At 37.2% G+C, this 20,227-nt stretch carries 17 protein-coding genes; 4 read left to right on the forward strand and 13 right to left on the reverse strand.

All coding sequences use genetic code 11. The features are described 5' to 3' along the window. Positions 1 to 83: 83 nt before the first annotated feature. Together ACQKOF_RS24085 and ACQKOF_RS24090 are read right to left on the reverse strand one after the other, a co-directional pair. Positions 84 to 1,514, reverse strand: coding sequence for an NAD-dependent succinate-semialdehyde dehydrogenase (locus ACQKOF_RS24085; RefSeq protein ID WP_427562663.1), 1,431 nt, complete (start codon positions 1,512 to 1,514; stop codon positions 84 to 86). 61 nt (positions 1,515 to 1,575) lie between these two features. Next, positions 1,576 to 2,952 carry an aspartate aminotransferase family protein gene (locus tag ACQKOF_RS24090; protein ID WP_427562666.1) on the reverse strand — a complete coding sequence of 459 codons (1,377 nt, stop codon included), beginning with the start codon at positions 2,950 to 2,952 and terminating at the stop codon, positions 1,576 to 1,578. A 210-nt stretch (positions 2,953 to 3,162) separates the two neighbouring features. Here ACQKOF_RS24090 and ACQKOF_RS24095 point away from each other — a divergent pair, with 210 nt between their 5' ends. Further along, complete coding sequence (locus tag ACQKOF_RS24095) at positions 3,163 to 4,074, forward strand: LysR family transcriptional regulator (protein ID WP_427562669.1); 912 nt, start codon at positions 3,163 to 3,165, stop codon at positions 4,072 to 4,074. A gap of 6 nt (positions 4,075 to 4,080) precedes the next feature. On the opposite strand, the gene ACQKOF_RS24100 is transcribed toward ACQKOF_RS24095, so the two are convergent. Both ACQKOF_RS24100 and ACQKOF_RS24105 read right to left on the reverse strand, forming a co-directional pair. Further along, complete coding sequence (locus tag ACQKOF_RS24100) at positions 4,081 to 4,854, reverse strand: hypothetical protein (protein WP_427562672.1); 774 nt, start codon at positions 4,852 to 4,854, stop codon at positions 4,081 to 4,083. Between the two features lie 384 nt (positions 4,855 to 5,238). After that, positions 5,239 to 6,006, reverse strand: coding sequence for an alpha/beta fold hydrolase (locus ACQKOF_RS24105; protein ID WP_427562675.1), 768 nt, complete (start codon positions 6,004 to 6,006; stop codon positions 5,239 to 5,241). A 507-nt stretch (positions 6,007 to 6,513) separates the two neighbouring features. Here ACQKOF_RS24105 and ACQKOF_RS24110 point away from each other — a divergent pair. Beyond that, the gene (locus ACQKOF_RS24110) at positions 6,514 to 8,613 is read left to right on the forward strand and encodes a hypothetical protein (protein ID WP_427562678.1); all 2,100 of its coding nucleotides are present in this window, start codon (positions 6,514 to 6,516) and stop codon (positions 8,611 to 8,613) included. Positions 8,614 to 8,749: 136 nt separating this feature from the next. Here the strand turns inward: ACQKOF_RS24110 and ACQKOF_RS24115 are convergent, their stop codons facing one another. From ACQKOF_RS24115 to ACQKOF_RS24125, 3 genes are all read right to left on the reverse strand, one after another. Next, complete coding sequence (locus ACQKOF_RS24115) at positions 8,750 to 9,985, reverse strand: DNA polymerase IV (protein WP_427562681.1); 1,236 nt, start codon at positions 9,983 to 9,985, stop codon at positions 8,750 to 8,752. Positions 9,986 to 10,329: 344 nt separating this feature from the next. Next, positions 10,330 to 11,139, reverse strand: coding sequence for a hypothetical protein (locus ACQKOF_RS24120; protein WP_427562708.1), 810 nt, complete (start codon positions 11,137 to 11,139; stop codon positions 10,330 to 10,332). Between the two features lie 337 nt (positions 11,140 to 11,476). Next, positions 11,477 to 12,874, reverse strand: coding sequence for a PLP-dependent aminotransferase family protein (locus ACQKOF_RS24125; protein ID WP_427562684.1), 1,398 nt, complete (start codon positions 12,872 to 12,874; stop codon positions 11,477 to 11,479). 133 nt (positions 12,875 to 13,007) lie between these two features. Between ACQKOF_RS24125 and ACQKOF_RS24130 the strand changes: the two genes are divergently transcribed. Then, positions 13,008 to 14,171: a PLP-dependent aminotransferase family protein gene (locus ACQKOF_RS24130; RefSeq protein ID WP_427562687.1), complete on the forward strand. Its 1,164-nt coding sequence runs from the start codon at positions 13,008 to 13,010 to the stop codon at positions 14,169 to 14,171. Between the two features lie 239 nt (positions 14,172 to 14,410). On the opposite strand, the gene ACQKOF_RS24135 is transcribed toward ACQKOF_RS24130, so the two are convergent. Then, positions 14,411 to 14,965: a helix-turn-helix domain-containing protein gene (locus ACQKOF_RS24135; protein ID WP_427562690.1), complete on the reverse strand. Its 555-nt coding sequence runs from the start codon at positions 14,963 to 14,965 to the stop codon at positions 14,411 to 14,413. A gap of 115 nt (positions 14,966 to 15,080) precedes the next feature. Here ACQKOF_RS24135 and ACQKOF_RS24140 point away from each other — a divergent pair, with 115 nt between their 5' ends. Next, entirely contained in the window at positions 15,081 to 15,668 is a 588-nt protein-coding gene (locus ACQKOF_RS24140) for a LysE family transporter (protein ID WP_427562693.1), read from the forward strand. Positions 15,669 to 15,749: 81 nt separating this feature from the next. Here the strand turns inward: ACQKOF_RS24140 and ACQKOF_RS24145 are convergent, their stop codons facing one another. The 5 genes from ACQKOF_RS24145 to bioD form a co-directional block, all read right to left on the reverse strand. After that, the gene (locus tag ACQKOF_RS24145; RefSeq protein ID WP_277815945.1) at positions 15,750 to 15,872 is read right to left on the reverse strand and encodes a hypothetical protein; all 123 of its coding nucleotides are present in this window, start codon (positions 15,870 to 15,872) and stop codon (positions 15,750 to 15,752) included. 462 nt (positions 15,873 to 16,334) lie between these two features. Beyond that, positions 16,335 to 17,330, reverse strand: a complete 996-nt coding sequence (bioB, locus tag ACQKOF_RS24150) for a biotin synthase BioB (RefSeq protein WP_427562696.1) — start codon at positions 17,328 to 17,330, stop codon at positions 16,335 to 16,337. Further along, a complete protein-coding gene (locus ACQKOF_RS24155; protein ID WP_427562699.1) occupies positions 17,331 to 17,921 on the reverse strand; it encodes a biotin transporter BioY in 591 nt (196 codons plus the stop codon). It abuts the gene before it with no gap. Beyond that, positions 17,888 to 19,291 carry an adenosylmethionine--8-amino-7-oxononanoate transaminase gene (gene bioA, locus ACQKOF_RS24160; RefSeq protein ID WP_427562702.1) on the reverse strand — a complete coding sequence of 468 codons (1,404 nt, stop codon included), beginning with the start codon at positions 19,289 to 19,291 and terminating at the stop codon, positions 17,888 to 17,890. Before bioA ends, ACQKOF_RS24155 begins: the two co-directional genes overlap by 34 nt. Next, positions 19,272 to 19,976 (reverse strand): dethiobiotin synthase, encoded by a 705-nt coding sequence (bioD, locus tag ACQKOF_RS24165; RefSeq protein WP_427562705.1) that lies wholly within the window; start codon positions 19,974 to 19,976, stop codon positions 19,272 to 19,274. The genes bioA and bioD overlap by 20 nt, the downstream gene beginning before the upstream one ends. Positions 19,977 to 20,227: the final 251 nt, after the last annotated feature.

The raw sequence follows: 20,227 nt of genomic DNA on the forward strand, positions 1-20,227 counted from the left end.
TTTGAATTTGGTGTGGTAACTACATTCTACACGAGGTCGTTATGGGCTTCCTTTATATTGACTTCTGGGTGTTGCACTTAATATTACAATCCGTCTTTTAAATAAATCGATACAAACTTCTTCTCCAAGTACTCCTCAAGTCCGTACCAACCGCCTTCTTTCCCCATTCCACTTTCCTTCATACCACCAAACGGAGCTTGTACAACCACTGGAGCTGGATCATTAATACCAACAATTCCGAACTCTAAAGCACGCATCATTCGTAAGCCTCGACCAATGTCTCGCGTATAACAATAAGCTGCAAGACCATATTCAGGATGGTTTGCTCTTTCAACTACCTCTTCTTCCGTCTTAAATGTATAAATTGGTGCAACTGGTCCAAATGTTTCTTCTGTTGTAATCTTCATATTATCGCTTGCATATTGAATAACTGTGGGCTCAAAGAAGTAACCGCTACCATTATTTAATGTAAATACATTACCACCCGCAATTACTTTACCATCATGTTTCACAGCGTCTTCTACTTGACTTTTCACTTTTTCAAGAGCCACTTTATTAATTACTGGACCGACATTTACGCCATCTTCTAATCCATTTCCTACAACTAATTTAGATACCTTTTCAGCTAACTTTCCTGAGAATTCATCAGCTACAGTTTCTGCTACGTAAATCCGGTTGGTGCTGATGCAAGTTTGACCTGAGTTAATAAACTTAGACACTAAGATACCATTAACTGCTGCGTCAATATCAGCATCCTCAAACACAATATACGGTGCGTGTCCACCAAGCTCCATTGATATTTTCTTCACTGTATCAGACGAATCACGGATAAGTTTTTTGCCCACACGCGTCGAGCCAGTAAATGTGATTTTACGAACGTCTGGGTTACTCGTCATCTCGTTCCCAATTTCTTCAGCTGGGCCAATTACCAGGTTTGCAACTCCAGCAGGTAGTCCAACTTCATGAAAGCATTCGAATACTTTTATCGCCGAAAGAGGAGTTAAGTCAGCAGGTTTTAAAACAATCGTACAACCTGCAGCAAGTGCAGGTGCAATTTTTCTTGTAATCATCGATAACGGGAAATTCCATGGTGTAATAGCTGCACATACCCCAACAGGTTCGCGAATTACCATTAAGTGTTTATCAGCTGCAGATGCAGGAATTGTTTCCCCATAAATTCTTTTAGCTTCCTCTGCATACCATTCTAGATAGCCGATCGCACCTGCTACTTCACGAGTAGCATCTGGTAAAGGCTTACCATTTTCAAGTGTAATTGTTTCAGCTAATTCTTTTGTTTTTTCTTTCATCAATTGAACCACTTGAAACAGGTAGTTGCTGCGCTCACTTCCAGTTGTCTTACCCCAGAATTCAAATGCTCTCTTCGCACTTTCGATTGCTTCTTTAGTTTCAGTTTTACCACCTGTACCAACAGTTCTAATTATTTCTCCTGTCGCAGGATTTGTTACATCTAATTTATTTCCTGTATCTCGCCATTCACCATTTATATAAAGCACTAGAGAACCCTCCCTTTTTTAACTATAACCACCACTACTCAACTTACTTTATAGGAATAGTTTAGTTGCGTGTATTTTTAAAAGCAGTAATCGAATCGTCTATAATTTGAATCATTTTTTCAATTTCTTCTTTGTTAATAATAAGTGGTGGCGCAATTGCCACAATTTGGTTATATGCTCCAAGCGCTCTTAATATTAATTGGCGATTGAAACATGCGTCAACTACCGCATTTGCTGGGAAAACAGTTGGATCAAACAATTTTCCACTTGTTGGATCTTCATAAAGTTCAAATGCAGCCAATAGACCAATTACTCTGCAATTTGTTACAATACTATGTTTTTCAGCTAAGTAATCTAAACCTTTTTTAAGTTCTTTCTCCATTTTGTTTACGTGGTCAATAATATTATCACGCTCTAGTATTTCAATGTTTTTCAGTCCAATCGCACAAGCAGTCGGATGGCCACTATATGTGAAACCATGTGGGATAACAGCATCGAAGTTAGCAATTGTTTCTCTAATTTCATCATTCATCATGACCCCGCCAAGTTGCGAATAACCACTCGTAATTCCTTTTGCAATTGACATCATATCAGGGACAACATTCCAGTTGTTTACACCAAACATTTTCCCCGTACGACCAAATCCACAAATAACTTCATCTGCCATGAAAAGGATATTGTGCTCGTCACAGATTTTACGAACTGCTTCTAAGTAACCTTCTGGCGGAATATTAACTCCGCCCGCACCTTGCACAGGTTCAATAATAATTCCGGCAATCGTCTCCGCACCTTCTCTTTCAATTGTTCCACGGATAGAATCTGCATAGTTCGGGTCACTTTTATCCCCTAACTCGCTGTTTAATAGGTGGGCTGTTGCACGAACAACTCCGTCTATATTTGATGATGCGAACTTGTGGTATGCTGCAAGACCAGTAGCTGTTTGCGCTCCTATTGTTACACCGTGATAAGCATTCGTTAGCGCAATAATCTTTCTTTTTTCTGATTTCCCTTTAAGCTCCCAGTAGAAACGAGCTAATTTAATTGCTGTATCATTTGATTCTGACCCACCAGAAGTGTAGAATACACTATTTAAATCTCCTGGTGCTAATTCAGCTAATTTTTCAGCAAGTAGAATGGATGGTTCATTTGAGAATCCTTTAAATGATGATGCATACGCGAGAGTAGATAATTGACTATTACCAGCATCTGCAAGTTCTTGATTCCCATGTCCTAAGTTCACGTTCCAAAGCATTGACATCCCGTCGATGTATTCCACATCATCCGTACTTGTAACTGTAACGCCTTTACCTTTAACAAAGATAATAGGCGGTCCATTGTCAATTAAAGCCTTCGGATTTGTAGCTGGATGTAGCAAGTGCTTTTTGTCCAGTTTAGCTAACTCTACAGTTTTTGATTGTTGAGTAATTTTAGTTGTCATTGATAAAACCTCCATTTTTAAATTAATAATTTGCGATTGGATGGACACACTCTGGTATCAACTAACTTAAAACTGAAATACAGTTCAGATCCAATTTTTGAACTATTCTTAATTATGAAAATAGTATATCTTTACATTTTTATAATGTAAATTATAATATTTATATGACTTCCATATATTTTATGAATACTAAAAGGAGGAGTTATCAAAATGAACCTTCATCGTTTACATTGTTTTATTACAGTAGTTGAGGAAGGTAGCATTACAAAAGCTGCTACTGCACTGCAAATGACTCAACCCCCCTTAAGTATTTTAATTAGAAAATTTGAACAAGAATTAAATGTCACTTTGTTTAATCGTTTAGGTAGATCTCTTGAATTAACACCAAGTGGAGTATTTTTATATGAAAAAGGAAAAGAATTACTTGATTTATCTGAGAATACGGAGAAGAAATTAGTCGAGTTTCATGAAGGAATTAGAGGTACTGTGAAATTGGGTTGTACTACTTCAGCAAATCTATTTATTTTGCCAAATGTCTTAAAAAAAATTCAAAAGGAAACTCCTAACATAGTTACACATGTTCGCGAGGGTAATACATCATATATTTTAGAAGAACTAAGAAGTCATAAAATAGATATTGGAATTGTCCGAACTTCAGTGAGAGCGGAGGACATCCATACCTCAACACTACTAACAGAACCTTTACTTTTAGCTCTTCCACCCAACCATCATCTAAGTGAAAAAGATTCTATTGAAATTGCAGACTTGAAAAACGAACGATTTCTTTTAAATACAACATCTTATGGATCAGGTGTTGCTGATGATGTGATCGAGGCATGCCAAAAAAGTGGATTTACGCCTAATGTCGTTTACTGGGGGACAGAAACATTACCAACACTTATGATGGTAATGAAAGGCGCAGGAATTTGTTTTGTACCTAGCTGTTTCAAGCTACTTAATTCTCCTGATTTACCGGTACTTAGACCACTAGCAAATCCAGTGTTACAAACAAAACTTAATATAATTACACTTAAGGATCGTTACATGACATCAATTTCCAAACGATTTCTTGCGATTACCGAAGAGGTTGCAGAGAAAATGACAAGCATTTTCAATGATTAATGTGATTTAAGTAATGGCGTTCAAGTTAATATATTCGGTAGATAATGCATAATAAGTCAAAATAAGCATTCTCACTTTAACATCAGGAATTAGCAATCCTACGGCTACTAATCGATTATTAGCCGAAACAATACTTTGGCGGCTGCAATTCAAATAATCCTCAAGCTGATAAATTGTTGGAAATGCATAGCCACAATCTTTGTTAAATAACTCTAAATACTTCACGTAAAGAACCATATCAAATGGTTTTATTAATCCTAACTGAACGTAATAAAAAATATCCGTTGATACTTTTTCAAATTTCTCTGTGACATTATGGGTAGCTAACGATTGTTTGGGCGAAATGGCTGCAGCATCACGAAAACCAATAAAAGTTGTTTGGTCAATTAGATGCAATAGCTTATCAATGTCCGATTCTTTCGCCCCTTCTTTAACCTCTTTATCCACTTTAATATGGATAGTCGCCCAGATGCGGTCTTTAATCCAACTGTTATTATAGAACTTGCTTAATACGGCTTTAATTGATTTTAAACGAATCAACTTTGTTCGCGGCGAAACTTCTAATACATCTAAATAATGATAAATTGATTCTACTGAAATATCCTCAACGTACTGTATACGATTAACCGTCATAAATGGATTAAAAATGTATTCATAGCTTTCAATAGTACGTTGCCGATGCCCCACAATTTGCATTTGTTTAAATACCGTTTCCAATGCTGCAGCTACTGTAATAGCATCGCGAACGTCCTCATACTGTTTTGTGGGCAGTACAACCACATCACCACTTACTTACTGCAAATACACCATGCTTTCTACTTTTAGACAAAACAAAAAAACCTCCACTTTCATTACTGAATTTGAAGGTCTACGAATAGTTAAAATATGTAGGGATAAGAAAAGGGATATTCAACAAGAGATCAACTTCCCGTTCAATATGACTACGTTTGTAGCCACTTTATGTATGGAGACGACAGGAGTCGAACCCGAGTCTAGAAACGCCAATACTTCAGCTTCTACGAGTGTATCTTGCCTATTCATCCTATATCCTCCAATCCCCACTCCAATCAACTTATAAATATGGCATACGTTTTACAAATATCTTCCCTACCTATTATATAGAATAGGCAAAAAGTAAAAATAGATTCCTTTTTGCACTATTGACTAATTGATAACCTCCCCTTCTGGTAACTTCCCATCCTTAATCCACTCTTCAACAAAACGGTTAAAAAACTCAGGGCTCGCTAATGAGACACCGTGGCCGATGTTCGATAGCACAACACCTTGACAATTGGGATTGCTTTTCACAAGATGAAGCGCAGATTTTTTCATGTTGCCTTTCTCTTTTTCACCGACAGTTACTAAAATGTTACATTGAGCTTTCGAAAAATCGTGTGGAATTCCAAAAGACATATTTTCTTGCAATATTTTAATAAGGGTATCTAATTTTATCTTTGAACTATCTTCATAATATTGCTCAAAATAGTCTTGATCTACATATAACGTTTTAGCTTGAAGCTTGGCGAATGATTTATTTTTTATTAAGAGAAAAGTTAATTTTATCAATGGTCGAATCCATTTTTCTGCAATTGGGGAAGGTGTCACTAAAGCACTGTTGATAATGGCAAAATCTATTAATTGCGGTTTTAAACTAACCATTTGAATAACAATTTGTGCTCCTAATGAAAAACCGACTACTATGACACGCTTATTTTTTGCTTTTTCTTCTATTATAGATAGAAGCTTTTTTGCACTATCTTCAATTGAAAAATCAGAGGTATTATTAGCCTCGTTATCTATTAATTCTGGTACAACGCAATGATAATCGGAAAAGTATTGGACTTGTTTATCCCACATCCAACCTCCAACACCACCCCCATGAATCAACAATATGAGTGGCTTATGTAGATCACCGTACTCCTTATAATGCATTACCACACCTTCTTTCTTTGTTCTTGTATTTCTCGGGAAATAAACAGATTATTCTAATATATTTTCGAATCATCACCAAAAGCAGTGGATAACTTTTGTTAAAGTGTATGCCATGTATATAAGTTGATTGGAGTGGAGACTGGGCGACTCCTCGGGGATCAGCAAAAGAGGAACGAAGGCTAAAACCATCACGTCCTGTGATAACGCCTTCGTGACCAAAATCGTGTTGGCCCGAGACCCTGGAGCGAGCAACGCGAGTGAAGCGGCTCATCGGACGCCCTCAGGAAAGCGCCCAGTCGGAACGGAAATCAACCACACGTTATGGTTATGGGCTATATTTTTACACATTGTATTTATTTTACCAATTTATAGTGTTTATGTGTCATATTTATAGTTCCTGCTGCATATATAATACTTGAAACACATTTTGCATTTTTTAACGTAGCATTGTGGCTCTTGGGATTGAGGAAGAAAGACAAAAAAATAATAAACATGGAGGTAATAAAGATGGATCAAAACAAAATGAACGAAGCAAAAGAGTTAGTAAAAGCCATTACCCCTTCCAGTTTAGGAGAATTTCCCCTCGCACCAATTAGTGGCTTATATGCATGGAGTGAACAGCAAATTAGTGAGGAACTTCGCCTCGATGTAGACGGATACTTCCCACAAATGGTAGCAAGCGGAACTATTATTTCAAACATGTCTTCTACTATTCATTGGATTGCCAAGTTAACGGCTAATGGACCAAATACTTGGACAGGCAATATTCGAAATAAATACCTAGACGACATACAATCATTTCCTTATACAAATGTAAAAATACAAGTAACACGCGGTTCATTACCTGAACAGCATACTGCCGAAGTCACGTTTCTTATCGGAGGGGAGACAGATAGAACTAGAACCTTCCAGTTTCATTCTCCCTACTTCCACCCTGTGGAATTTGAATTTGATGCTGAAGAAGGGACAACGCCAGTTACAACCTATCAAACTCACGCTCATCCAGACATGCCTACATCTTTGCCGGATGAAACTCTATCAATCGCAGAGGTTTTTAAACGAACTGGGTTTGATGTAAAAATATCAGAGGGTAATAATATTGTTTCCAAAGACTATACAGGAACTAATAAAAAGTGGAACACTCAAGAGATGCATGATGCCATGCAAGTATATTGGTCACACTTTGATAATAAGCCCCAATGGTCCATGTGGACATTCTTTGCAAATTCGGAAGCTGAAGAAGGCCATGGTCTGGGCGGTATTATGTTTGATAGCGTAGGTCCAAATCAGCGTCGAGGGACGGCAATTTTTAATAATTCATTTATTTCAGATCCACCTAAAGGTGACCCCTCCCCAGCAGCTTGGGTACAGCGCTATCGTTTTTGGTGTGCTTGCCATGAAATGGGACATGCCTTTAATCTTCTGCATTCTTGGCAAAAACACCTAGGTCATCCTTGGGAACCTTTGGAGCGTCCTCTTATCCCAGAACCAAAGGCTCTAAGCTTTATGAATTATCCTTACAATTTTGATAGTAAAACTAATGGCAAGGAGTTCTTTAAAAACTTTGAGTATCGTTTTAGTGATCAAGAACTGTTGTTTATGCGACACGCACCTGAGCGCTTCGTACAAATGGGTAATGCTGACTGGGCTGTAGATCATGGTTTTGAGCAACCAATCATTTCTATTCACCCTTCTTTTAATCTTGAATTGAGGGTTAACCGTAAAACACCTATATTCCAATGGTTAGAACCTACAGTTATTGAAATCAAACTAACGAATACTTCGAATCAACCTCAGTCAATCAATAAACATTTATTGTCCGATTTATACGGAATGTCTGTAATGGTTAAAAAAGATGGAAAACAAGGACGTCGGTTACTACCTCATGTTCAGTATTTATGGAACATAGAGAACAAAGTAATGATGCCTAGTGAATCACTGTACGAAACCATTTTCGTTTCCGTAGGGAAAAATGGCTGGTTAATTGATGACCCAGGATTTTATAACATTCAAGTGGCTATGCAAATAAATGGCCATAACATCGTATCAAATAACTTAAGACTTCGAGTTTTACCGCCTACCGGATACGATCAGGAATTCCTTGCTCAAGACTTTTTCTCTGAAGAAGTCGGCCGTGTTCTCGCACTCGATGGCAGTCGTTATCTTGAAAAAGGGAACGATATCCTTCGTGAGGTAACTGAAAAACTTAGTGACCATGCTGTTGCTCTTCACGCTCATATCGCTCTTGCTAAACCATTGGCGTTTGATTATCAATTCCTTGATTTCACAGGAGACTCAGATACAAGAGGTAAAATCAAAATAATACCTGCCCAACCAGATGAGGCACGTAAACAGTTTACTTCTGCTTTAACTAAGCACAACCAAATTGCTGCTAAGACACTTTCTAATATTGATTATCACGAATATATGGAAACATACAGTGAATTTCTAAGTAATCAAGAAGAAAACAAGGAAGCCGCAGAGGTACAAAATGTCCTTTATCAAACGCTATCTGAACGGAATGTTCTAGACAGTGTATTACAAAACATCAAAATTCGCCGTGAAAACTATGAACAAAAGGAAAATGAACACTTTACAAATATATAAAATCTATACCTGAATAAACATCTCATCTAAATACAAATAGAAAACCGTCATTTCGAAAAAAGATTGATCGAAATGATGGTTTTCTATTTGATTTTAAAGATGGATTATTTCTTATTAAACTAAAATTAGTTTCTTTCTACTTATGTTCGTCCCAAAAGTCCTTACTAAAACTCGTATTTGCTTGATATTTCCCTACTGGTTTGGTAATATCTGACCCCCGCAAAATTATTCCTTTTCCAAACTTTTGCTCGATTTGATCAACAAGTTTAATGATTGGTTCATCTTTTATATGCTCTTCAAAGTTAAATAACGTAAGCTGTTGTGTCGTTTCTTTAATATCACTAACATTCGATACGGTAACGCCCAGTAACCGTACAGGTTCTTCATCCCAATGCTTATTAAATAAATACCAGGCATGCTCAACGATATCCTCTTTTGTATGAATCGCGTTATTGATGGACTTACTCCGTGTACATGTTTCCCAATTAGCTGAACGAATCATGATACTTACAGTAACCCCAGCAAGTTTCTTGGCCTTTAATCTGTCTGCTACCTTTTCAGAAAGTGTTGATATTATTTTAAATAATTCATCTCTATCTGTCGTATCATGAGAAAGTGTTGTTGAATTCCCTACACTTTTCGTATCGTATATTGCTTCTGGATCAACAGGTCTATCATCTTCGCCATTTGCCTTTTGCTTCATACTTAGACCATTAATGCCAAAGTTTTGTTTTAATAAATATTCATCAGCTACAGCTAGTTCTCCAATTGTTCGGATACCTAATTTCCCCAATTTCTCCGCTGTACTTTTGCCAACCCCATGCATCTCAATTACATTCATCGGCCACAAAACTGTTGGCACATCACGCTTACGGAGTATTGTAATACCCATTGGCTTTTTCATATCACTTGCCATTTTCGCCAAAAATTTATTCGGTGCAATGCCGATTGAACAAGGGAGTTGCAGTTCGTTCCAGATTCTATCTTGCATACTTTGTACGTGTTGCAATACATTTTGGCCTACAACTATAGGAAGTTGCAAATAGCCTTCATCGATGGAAACTGGTTGGAGAATTTCGCTATACTCTTTTAACAAATTAAAAAATGACTTGGATGCAGCTCTATATCGTTCAAAATTAGGCGGTAGTACAATTAGCTCAGGGCACTTCCTTCGTGCCTCCCCGACATTCATGGTTGTATAAACACCACTTGCTCTTGCTTCGTAGCTACACGTAATAATAATACCTCTACGCTCTTTAGGATCACCTGCGATGGCTACGGGTTTCCCTTTTAATGAGGGATCATAAATTTGTTCAACAGAGGCATAAAAGCAATTAAGGTCGATATGTAAAATGATTCTTCCTTTATTCATATTTTATCACCTCATTTTACTAACCAAAGTTTCTTTAGAATTCTTAGCAGTCCTTTGACTAACATGGACTCCACCTCAATACAAGAACATTTGTTTCTATCTTATCACAATGTCATCGTTTTTGGCTATCGCCAACCGACATGACATTCACCTCCCATTACTATTAGCTGTGAATCGAGCGTCTTCTGTCGGAAATGTTCAAATCCTAAAACTATCAAATTTTATTTTTGACTTACTATATTTTTAGTCAATAAAAGTTAAAAAACTGAGAGTATCCAATTTAATGAAAACTCTCAGCGCTTTGGTTATATTATTCTAGTTTATTAATCATTCGATGTTCTTTTTTACTTCTCCTTTATGTTTGATAACAAGATTTTATCTCTATTTGTTTTGGTCAGATAAATGATCAAACTTAAAATTATAATTAGAAAGATTGCGCTCGTTCCGATAGTACCTAGACCAAGACCACCAGCTGCACGAGACTGTGACAAGTAGTCACCGAAAGATGCTCCAAGTGGACGTGTTAGGATGTAAGCAATCCAGAAAGCCAATACGGCATTTAACTTGAAACCGTAATGGGCAATCATAACTGCAACAATCAAGCCAGCGAATATGAGACCAGACTTCCAGTACCCTAAGTCCATACCTTCTGATATAAGATCACCAGCTGCCGTACCCAAAGCAAAGGTAAAGAGGATGGTTAACCAGTAGAAAGCTTCACGCTTGCATGTATAGATGGAATGAATAGACAATGTTTTTTCACTCATATACCAAACTACAAATGTCACGAATAACGCAATAGAAAAGAAAATAGTAGTCGTCTCTAGAGCGACCCCGAAATTGTCCACGAGGTTGTCTGTGATTAATGTTCCTATAATGCTAATTAGCACGACCACGAGCCAATAGATCCACGGCACGTACTTTTTCGATTTGAACTGAATGAACAATGTAATAAGCAAGAGGCCACTCATTAGAAAGGTCGTATTGGACAAACCCCAGTGTAAGTTAAAATTCAGGAAATCTGCAGCCGTCTCACCTACCGTAGTTGCCATAATCTTGATGATCCAGAAGAAGATTGTGACTTCTGGAACCTTACTCAATATCTGTTGTAATGAGGAGGCCACTGTTTCTTCGGATAAAAATGAATTTTTAATCAATTAATCCATCTCCTTATTATTCATATCAACTAGTCATACATACCCTTAAACAATTCTATGATGACTGTTGCATACCAACTAAAACTACATGAACCATTAACAAATACCACTGAATAATCATGTGGGAATCATATGGACATTGAATCATGTTATATCTTTAGGAACTTATTTACAGCCTTCACTTTAACAGGTCGTAATGAAAAGATAACGAATCTTTTATAAGAAGTTGATTAAAGATTAATGAGTAATTTCTCATTTTTTAACTTTTTCTATCGCTTACCAGTTCTAAAAGTACACAAAAAAATACACCTCCCTTTGAAGGTGTATCCTTACTTTAATCAACAAATGTATAATCACCATCACTTTCAAGTAAATCCTTCAAAATGATTAGCGCTTGTTCCAGCTGATTTTCAGGTGCAGTGATTGCTAAACGAACTGCGTTTACCGGCTTCGCATTTCCAACTGCAAAACGTTCAGCTGCATACACTTGCACACCTGCTTTTGATGCTAGCAATTCAAACTGAACACTGGTGAATTTTTCGGGAAGTATAAGCCATCTGAAAATGCATTCTTCTTCTCCTAAAATGTTATAATCTCCTAAATATTGATTGACAAGGGCATTTTGTTGCTTTGCATACAACCGGTGCTTCTCTAAAATTGTTTGTGCAACGCCATCATGAATCATTCTTGCTGTAAGCTCCACCATCATTAGAGACACTGAAATATTTATATTATAGAGTGTTTCCATTATTTTTTTTCGCAGCGCTGGCGGTGTAACGACATAGGATAGTCGTAAGCCTGGTGAGATGGTTTTTGATACACTGGCAATATAAATAACCTTTTCTGGTGCATAGGACGCTATTGGTGCAAGTGGATTCTCCTTAAGAAAACTATAAATCGCATCCTCAATGACGATTAAACCTTTCTGCCTCGCAACCTCTGCAATCATTTTTCTTGTTTCCACCGACATTGTATGGGTAGTTGGATTATGAAAATCAGGAATAACATAAAGACCTTTTATATGCTCATTTTTACAAGCATATAATAACCCCTCTCTTGACATTTCACCGTTTCTTTGTTGGATTGCTACTAGTTGGATACCAAGCATATTTGCTGCTGTTTTTATACCTGCATAAGTAATAGGATCAGTACCAATCCGATCTCCTGGCTGAAACAATGCCGCTAACGTGCCAACAATGGCATTTTGTCCCCCTGCCCCAAGCAATACAGGTTGGTCCGTTTGAAAGTTGACCTTTTCCAAAAGCTTCATGGCGGCCTCCGTTTGCCACGCATTTCCTTCTGGTCGTCCGTATTGAAACAATTTGCTAAAATTAGGGTCATTCATCATCTTTTTCATATAACGTGTAATATCCTCATTAGCATGATTTTCTGGCAGCACAGAGCCCATTTCGATCATCTGAGAAGAATTACTTGTTGGTAATAAAATTTTAGTTGTCGCCGCATCTGATGAAACGAATGTTCCACTTCCAATAGAAGCATAAATAAGCCCCTTCTGCCCACAAAGTTTAAAAGCTCTTGTGATCGTGCTTAAATTAACATCTAAAAAATCAGCTAGCTCACGCTGAGGAGGTAGCTTCGTGCCTGGCGATAATTTCCCATCTTTTATATCTTGTTCCAGCTGTTCAGCAATTGCTATATATAATGGAGCCGAACCTTTGCTAATATTCGGCTTCCAACTCATTGGATATTCTTCAAACGAATTAACTGGCATATTCTAAGCTAAGCTCCTTCTCTCTCATTTTTTGCATACAATATTTAATTGTCTTGCATACAATGATAATATTGTATGCATATGATGACAATGATATAATTTTTAAAAAATCAGAAAAAAGGAACGATAAATTATGGAATTTTCAGAAAAGATACTAAATACCCCATCCTCATTCATCCGAAATATTTTGAAAGTAACTGAATCAGAGGATGTCATCTCTTTTGCAGGGGGGCTTCCAAACCCAATCTCTTTCCCAGTTGAAGCGTTAAAGGCATCTGCGAACAAAGCTATTTCGGAAAACGGTAGTCGTCTATTCCAATACTCAGGTACACAAGGTTATGCACCTTTACGTGAGTACATTGCTGCAAAATATCAACGAGTACACGGACTAGATGTCCATGCTGACGATGTATTGATTACAACAGGATCTCAACAGGCTCTTGAACTAATTGGGAAAGTACTTATTAACAAAGGCGATGGTATCGTCATCGAGGAGCCTGGTTACTTAGGTGCTATTCAAGCCTTCACATTAAGTGAGCCAACCTTCTATGGTGTAACACTCGAAAATGATGGATTAAACTTAGAAGAATTAGAGAATGCACTACAACAACCAAATGTAAAATTCGTGTATACAGTGCCAAATTTCCAAAACCCAACAGGTCTTACGTATTCTAAAGAAAAACGTCAGCAAATTTGCGAAATCCTATCAAAATATGATGTAGCGTTAATTGAGGATGATCCATATGGAGAGTTACGCTTCCAAGGCGAGCCACTACCATACATTGGTGCTGGTAAATTAGAAAATAGTATTTTGCTAGGTTCTTTCTCTAAAACGGTCACACCAGGAATGCGTCTTGGCTTTATCATTACAAAAAATAAAGAATTAATGCAGCATATCGAAACTGCGAAGCAAGCAACAGACCTACACACAAATATTTTCTCTCAATATGTCATTTATGATTATTTAGCAAACAATGACTATACGGAGCACGTTCAGAAAATTATAGCGTTATATAAAAATCAAGCCGATGCTATGCTAAATGCAATGGAGGAGTATTTCCCAGCACATGTGGACTACACACGACCAGAGGGTGGAATGTTCATTTGGGCTACAATGAATAATGGAACTTCGTCATTAGATGTCTTCGAAAAAGCGATGGAGCAAAAAGTTGCCTTCGTACCAGGCGATCCATTCTACACATCTAAAACGGATGTTAATACAATGCGCCTAAATTATACAAATGCAACACCTGAAGTCATCCGAGAAGGAATTAAACGCTTAGGTAGCATTTTATAAAGGGAAACTTTAATCCGTGGGTTTTTTTTCATCCCCCACTTTTTATTAGTCTTCACCACTCGGACTTTTACGGCCAATTCATCTCCCACCTAATGTCTTCGCTAGTTTTTGAGGTGGGTGACGCTTCGCTTTCAGTACAGATAAAATTACTGCCCGTAAATGCGGGATTAAGAGAACAGAAAACCGTATGAGCACTTTTTAGCAGTTGAAGTGCTCATACGGTTTTTCCGTTTACAAATTTAGTTTGGATAATAGATAGTCATACTTAATCGTGTTAACGTATCACCAGGATTCATGTAAATGTGTGGACGATCTGCTTTAAATCTAATAGAGTCACCACTCTTTAATTTAAATTCGTCTTCATTAACACAAATCACTAGTTCACCATCAAAAACAGTGATAAACTCCTCTGTTCCATCTTTATGAGCCTCAGCGCTTAGTTTCCCTTCCCTTTCAATCTCCACTGAGTATATTTCAAAGCGACTATCCTCTTGAAAAGGGAAATTTGGATACACTCTATACCTTCCATGATCCTCAGACAGTATTTGAATATCTTCTCTACATATAACCTCGGTATCAGGCTGCGGATTATTAATTAGAGTAGTAAAAGATACCTTTAGCCCATTCGCTATTTTCCAAATAGTTGTAAGAGTTGGACTGGAGTCCCCCCTTTCAATTTGTCCTATCATCGTTTTACTTACGCCACACAATTGAGAAACTTTCTCTAAGCTTAATTTTTCTTTCTCTCGAATAGCTTTTAAATTTCTAGCAAAGATAAGTTGAATTTCTTCCATTAAATTTCACCCCTTCGAAATGTACAATATAACGACCGTTATGTATAATAAAAAGACGAACGTTATATTGTTTATTTCAGACATTATAACAAACAAATTCAAGGGGGGTCCACAAATGCCTTTATTTTCTTTTTTAGTATTCGTTATAATCACTAGCTTTACACCAGGTCCTAACAATATCATGGCAATGACATTTGCAAACAAACATGGATTAGCAAGAACTCTTCGATTTTGTATAGGTGTTGGGGTTGGCTTTTTGACGATTACGGGATTGAGTAGTCTATTTAATGTTGTCCTTATAGATATCATGCCAATTATCGAATTTCCATTAACCATTCTTGGTGTAGGCTATATGTTGTATTTGGCTTTTAAAATACTAACGAGCAAAGAGAATGATAGTGATAAAGAAGAGGAAAACAAACGAAACTTATTTTTCGTAGGCGTCTTATTACAATTCGTGAACCCTAAAGGTATTTTGTTTGGCATTACAGTTGTAGCAGCCTATATTCTTCCCTATTATTCTTCTTATGTCAGCTACTTTCTTTTTTCTTTATTTTTAGGACTGGTCGGTATAATGAGTACATTCAGCTGGGCCCTATTTGGTTCAGTTTTTCAAAAAATTCTACTACAATATCGTCAATCGTTTAATATTGTGATGGCTCTTTTATTAGTGTATAGTGCGATTTCAATTCTCGTTCATTAATAGGATAATCTGTACAACGTAAAAAACAACCCTCTTCATGCGCTATAGCGTCGAAAAGGGTTGCTTCACTTTAATCTGAAATTATTTTGTATATGTTAAAACTGCATTTTTCTTGAATTTAGCTAAAGCTTGAGTTGCCTCATTTTTGTTTGTATACTCAAAAATTCGAACGTCCTTTTTATCAAATACTGTAATAACCCACATAATAAATTCTCCCTTCCTATTTGTTTTTGTAATATAACAACCACCAAAAATTGTGATACTTTTTTAAACTGTTTTATAACAATTCCTTGCTTGATTCTTATTTTACGCCGATTTTTTTTAAAATAAAGCCCTATGTGAAGCCCTTCACAAACTGTTCAATTTCAAAACGCTTTCATTGAACAATTTGTGAAAACTTGATTTTTTAAGGCATAAAAACAATCTTTATACCGTTTAATATTGTCTATCCGTCACTGTCATATTGAAAAAGCCGTATATACGCCTTTTCCACGACGCACATACGGCTTTCCATTCGATGATAATTAAGTAGTAGTAGTAGATTTTATTTCATAAAGTGAAACTTTAATCAGTGGGTTTTCTTTATCTCCACTGATTATTAGTCTTCACCAATCGGGCTTTTACGGGCAGTTCATTACTGCCCGTTAATGCGGGATAAGTTTTTATTTAGCAAAATGCTGCTTCTTGCTTTTCCGATAATTCAATTTCAAAGCCTAAATCCTCAAGCATACGATAATCACTGTTTGCTTCTTGTCCTTCTGTTGTTAAGTAATCCCCAACAAAGATACTGTTTGCTGCATATAGACCTAGTGGCTGAAGTGACCCAAGATTGACTTCACGACCACCAGAAATACGAATTTCCTTTGTTGGATTCATATATCGGAACAACGCTAAAACCTTTAAACAATAGCGTGGATTTAATTCCTTCGTCCCTTCTAGTTTCGTGCCATCAATCGCATTTAAGAAGTTAACCGGAATGGAATCCGCGTCTAATTGATGCAGTGCACGCGCAATATTCACGACATCCTCTTTTGTTTCCTTCATACCAATAATGGCACCTGAGCAAGGTGATATTCCATGTTTCTTCGCAATTTCAACCGTATTAACACGATCTTCATACGTATGGGACGTAGTAATAAAGGAGTGATGTCGTTCAGATGTATTTAAGTTATGATTGTAACGATCCACCCCCGCTTCTTTTAATTGCTGTGCCTGTTCTTCTTTTAACAAGCCAAGACAAGCACATACTTTTAAACCATACTTCTCTTTAATTTCTGTAACAGCTTCACTTACTACATTGACATCCTTTCGAGTTGGCCCACGACCACTTGCCACGATGCAATACGTGCCAATTTTATTGTCAAATGCTCGTTTTGCCCCCGCTAAAATTTCCTCTTTCGTAATGAATAGATATTTTTCAATCGGTGCTGTTGATTTTGATGACTGTGAACAATAGCCACAATCCTCCGGGCAATAACCGCTCTTAGCATTCATAATCATATTTAATTTTACTTTTTTCCCATAGTAATGCTTACGAATAGCAAAGGCACCGTCCATCACCTTCAATAGTTCATCATCATCACTATTTAAAATGGCAAGAGCCTCCTCATTGCTAATGATTTTCCCTGCAATAACTTCCTCTGCTAACTGTAACCAATTCATTTAGACATTCTCCCTCTCTGCTTGTATAATTTTTAAAGTCCTTGCTGAATTAAATACTTTGTATAGTCGCTCGGCCAAAAATGCAGAAGCTATCGCTAAGCAAAAATCTGCAACAATGCTGTTTAAAAAGCCAACTACGAAAATATGTGACCAGCTCGTTTTCATATGTAACCAGAAATTCAAAGACACATATAAATACGGAACTGCCACCCCATAAATAATAATAAGCCCGACAATATTTGCACCGATAAAATGTTTTTTCGTTGGCGTATCCACTCTTTCAATCATGAAACCAATTACTAAAGCGGCCAGTGCAAAGCCGATAAGGAAGCCAAATGTTGGTTGCAATACATAGGTGATGCCTCCACCTTGAGTAAAAACTGGCAAACCAACTAAACCAACGCCTATGTAGACGAGCTGACTTTGCAATCCATTGCGACTGCCGAGCAAACAGCCTGCTAAAAATACAAAAACAATTTGTAAAGTAAAAGGCACTACAGGTAACGGTATTTTAATAAATGCACCGATTGCGGTTAAAGCAGCAAACATCGCAATTATCACAAGGGACAGTGTTGATTGTCGTTTGAACAACTTACTCCCTCCCAGTTCTCAAAAAATTGCATGATCGTCTCTTTTGTTGTATCAATCATAAAACGCATTTCATCATCAGAAATGATGTATGGAGGCATAAAATATAATATATTGCCAAGAGGACGAATCAGTAAGCCCTTTGCTAAGGCACGTTTATATATTTGATAGCCGATACGTTCATCACTCGGTAGCGGCTCCTTTGTTTCACGATTGGCGACTAATTCAATTGCGCCAACTAGTCCTACCTGTCGATATTCACCAACAAACGGCAACTCTTCAAATGCCTTCATAGCTAGCTTTCGCATACGTCCACCCTTGTTTTGTATCATGTCGAGCACACGTTCCTCTTCAAACATTGTCAAAACTTCTAGGGCTACGCGACAAGCAAGTGTATTACCGGAATAGCTATGGGAGTGTAAAAACGCTTTCATTGTCCCGTAATCATCATAGAAAGCGTTGTATACATCATCAGTCGTTAAAACTGCGGATAGTGGCAAATAACCACCCGTTAAACCTTTTGATAAGCACATAAAATCTGGAGCAATATCCGCTTGCTCACAGGCAAATAATGTACCTGTACGCCCAAACCCTACTGCAATTTCATCTGCGATAAAATGTACATCGTATTTTGTACATAGCTCTCGCAGTCGCTTCAAATAGATTGGAGGATACATTTTCATCCCTGCAGCTGCTTGAATAAGTGGCTCAATAATAATAGCTGTAATTTCTTCATGATGCTGACTAAGCTCCTCTTCAACAAACTGTATACATTGGGCTTGACAGCTTCCAGGATTCTCTTGAAAAGGACATCGGAAGCAATCCGGTCCTTGTGCACGTACTGTATCCAATAAAAGTGGCTGATACACTTCGTTATACAGCCCTACCCCGCCAACAGATAAGGCACCAAGTGTTTCACCGTGATAAGCATCCGTTAAAGCTAAAAATCGCTTTTTCGTTGTTTTTCCCGTCTGCATATGATATTGAAAACTCATTTTAAGTGCGACTTCTATTGCTGACGAGCCGTTATCTGCAAAAAATACTTTATTTAAACCGTCTGGTGTTAAGGAGACTAATTTTTCTGCCACCTTAATGGCAGGTTCATGTGAAAAATTCGCAAAGATCGTATGCTCTAATGTAAACGCTTGATTACTTAATGCTTGACTTATACGCGGATTCGCATGTCCAAATAAATTCACCCACCAGGAAGATACAGCGTCTAAATAGCGATTATTATTTTCATCATAAAGCCATACACCTTGTCCTTTTTTAATAACAATTGGTGGAAATTGCTCATAGTCCTTCATTTGTGAGCAAGGATGCCAAACATGCTGTAAATCTCTCTTCTGCAATTCAGTTAATGCTTGTTTCATATTTGAACAACCTTTCAAACAAAGATGTGTGTGAAATGGAATAGTCAATAATATGTGAAATATCCTGAAGCTTTGGGATCGTCGCATATGGTAAATCATGATATTGTAGAATCATTTTCACATTATCTCGTTCCATCTGACTTCCTGTGTCTCCATTAAATACAATGCCAAGAACCTCAACATTACGAGCATGTAATGCCTCAAGTGTAAGCAATGTATGGTTAATCGTTCCTAAAGTTGTTCGTGTGACAAGAACGACTGGAAGCTTACTTTGAACGATTACATCAAGAAGAGTATTTTCTCCATATGTATCTAACGGTACATAAAGTCCACCTGCTCCTTCACAAATCACGACATCGTTTGCTTGTTGTAGCAACTGAATTTGCTGTAATAAATGCCCCACATCAATTTGCTGTCCCTCCAGCTGTGCAGCAAAATGTGGTGATGCGGCTTCCTTAAACGAATAGCCATTTAAATTTTCTTGTTTTAATCTTTGTAATGAATACTTTTCATACATTGCTGTATCGTTGTAAAAGTAGTACCCATTCCCATAAACTTCGCCAGTTTGCACAGGTTTATAAGGCATGACTTGTAAATCATTCTTTTGTAATTGACGCATCAGTAATGTAGTGATAACCGTTTTACCGACATCTGTATCTGTTCCAACAACCCAAAAATGTTGCATCGTTAACCTCCCCCTCTTTTAAGTTAACCATTAATACTATTCAAGTTAACACATTTAATTTTATTTTGTAAATGCTATTTCCATATTTCTTCAAAAACAACCCTTTTCTATGCATAAAAACAGGAAATTTGTGATAACTTAAAAGACTTTTCATCAATAATCAGAACCACCAGTCTAACTGGTGGTTTGCTCTACGCGTGAAACGCTGGGGTACTGGCCCATGTCTAAAGACACACTGAAAGGTCCGCCAA

The sequence above is a fragment of the Lysinibacillus sp. NPDC093190 genome, assembly GCF_050280425.1.
Taxonomy (GTDB): domain Bacteria; phylum Bacillota; class Bacilli; order Bacillales_A; family Planococcaceae; genus Lysinibacillus.

What these genes read in the sequence shown, in the direction of transcription:
- bioA (WP_427562702.1), bottom strand. Translation starts at nt 19,291, where the DNA reads ATGAAACAAGCATTAACTGAATTGCAGAAGAGAGATTTACAGCATGTT.
- bioD (WP_427562705.1), bottom strand. Translation starts at nt 19,976, where the DNA reads ATGCAACATTTTTGGGTTGTTGGAACAGATACAGATGTCGGTAAAACG.
- ACQKOF_RS24130 (WP_427562687.1), top strand. Translation starts at nt 13,008, where the DNA reads ATGGAATTTTCAGAAAAGATACTAAATACCCCATCCTCATTCATCCGA.
- bioB (WP_427562696.1), bottom strand. Translation starts at nt 17,330, where the DNA reads ATGAATTGGTTACAGTTAGCAGAGGAAGTTATTGCAGGGAAAATCATT.
- ACQKOF_RS24125 (WP_427562684.1), bottom strand. Translation starts at nt 12,874, where the DNA reads ATGCCAGTTAATTCGTTTGAAGAATATCCAATGAGTTGGAAGCCGAAT.
- ACQKOF_RS24090 (WP_427562666.1), bottom strand. Translation starts at nt 2,952, where the DNA reads ATGACAACTAAAATTACTCAACAATCAAAAACTGTAGAGTTAGCTAAA.
- ACQKOF_RS24140 (WP_427562693.1), top strand. Translation starts at nt 15,081, where the DNA reads ATGCCTTTATTTTCTTTTTTAGTATTCGTTATAATCACTAGCTTTACA.
- ACQKOF_RS24095 (WP_427562669.1), top strand. Translation starts at nt 3,163, where the DNA reads ATGAACCTTCATCGTTTACATTGTTTTATTACAGTAGTTGAGGAAGGT.
- ACQKOF_RS24105 (WP_427562675.1), bottom strand. Translation starts at nt 6,006, where the DNA reads ATGCATTATAAGGAGTACGGTGATCTACATAAGCCACTCATATTGTTG.
- ACQKOF_RS24135 (WP_427562690.1), bottom strand. Translation starts at nt 14,965, where the DNA reads ATGGAAGAAATTCAACTTATCTTTGCTAGAAATTTAAAAGCTATTCGA.
- ACQKOF_RS24110 (WP_427562678.1), top strand. Translation starts at nt 6,514, where the DNA reads ATGGATCAAAACAAAATGAACGAAGCAAAAGAGTTAGTAAAAGCCATT.
- ACQKOF_RS24145 (WP_277815945.1), bottom strand. Translation starts at nt 15,872, where the DNA reads ATGTGGGTTATTACAGTATTTGATAAAAAGGACGTTCGAATTTTTGAG.
- ACQKOF_RS24115 (WP_427562681.1), bottom strand. Translation starts at nt 9,985, where the DNA reads ATGAATAAAGGAAGAATCATTTTACATATCGACCTTAATTGCTTTTAT.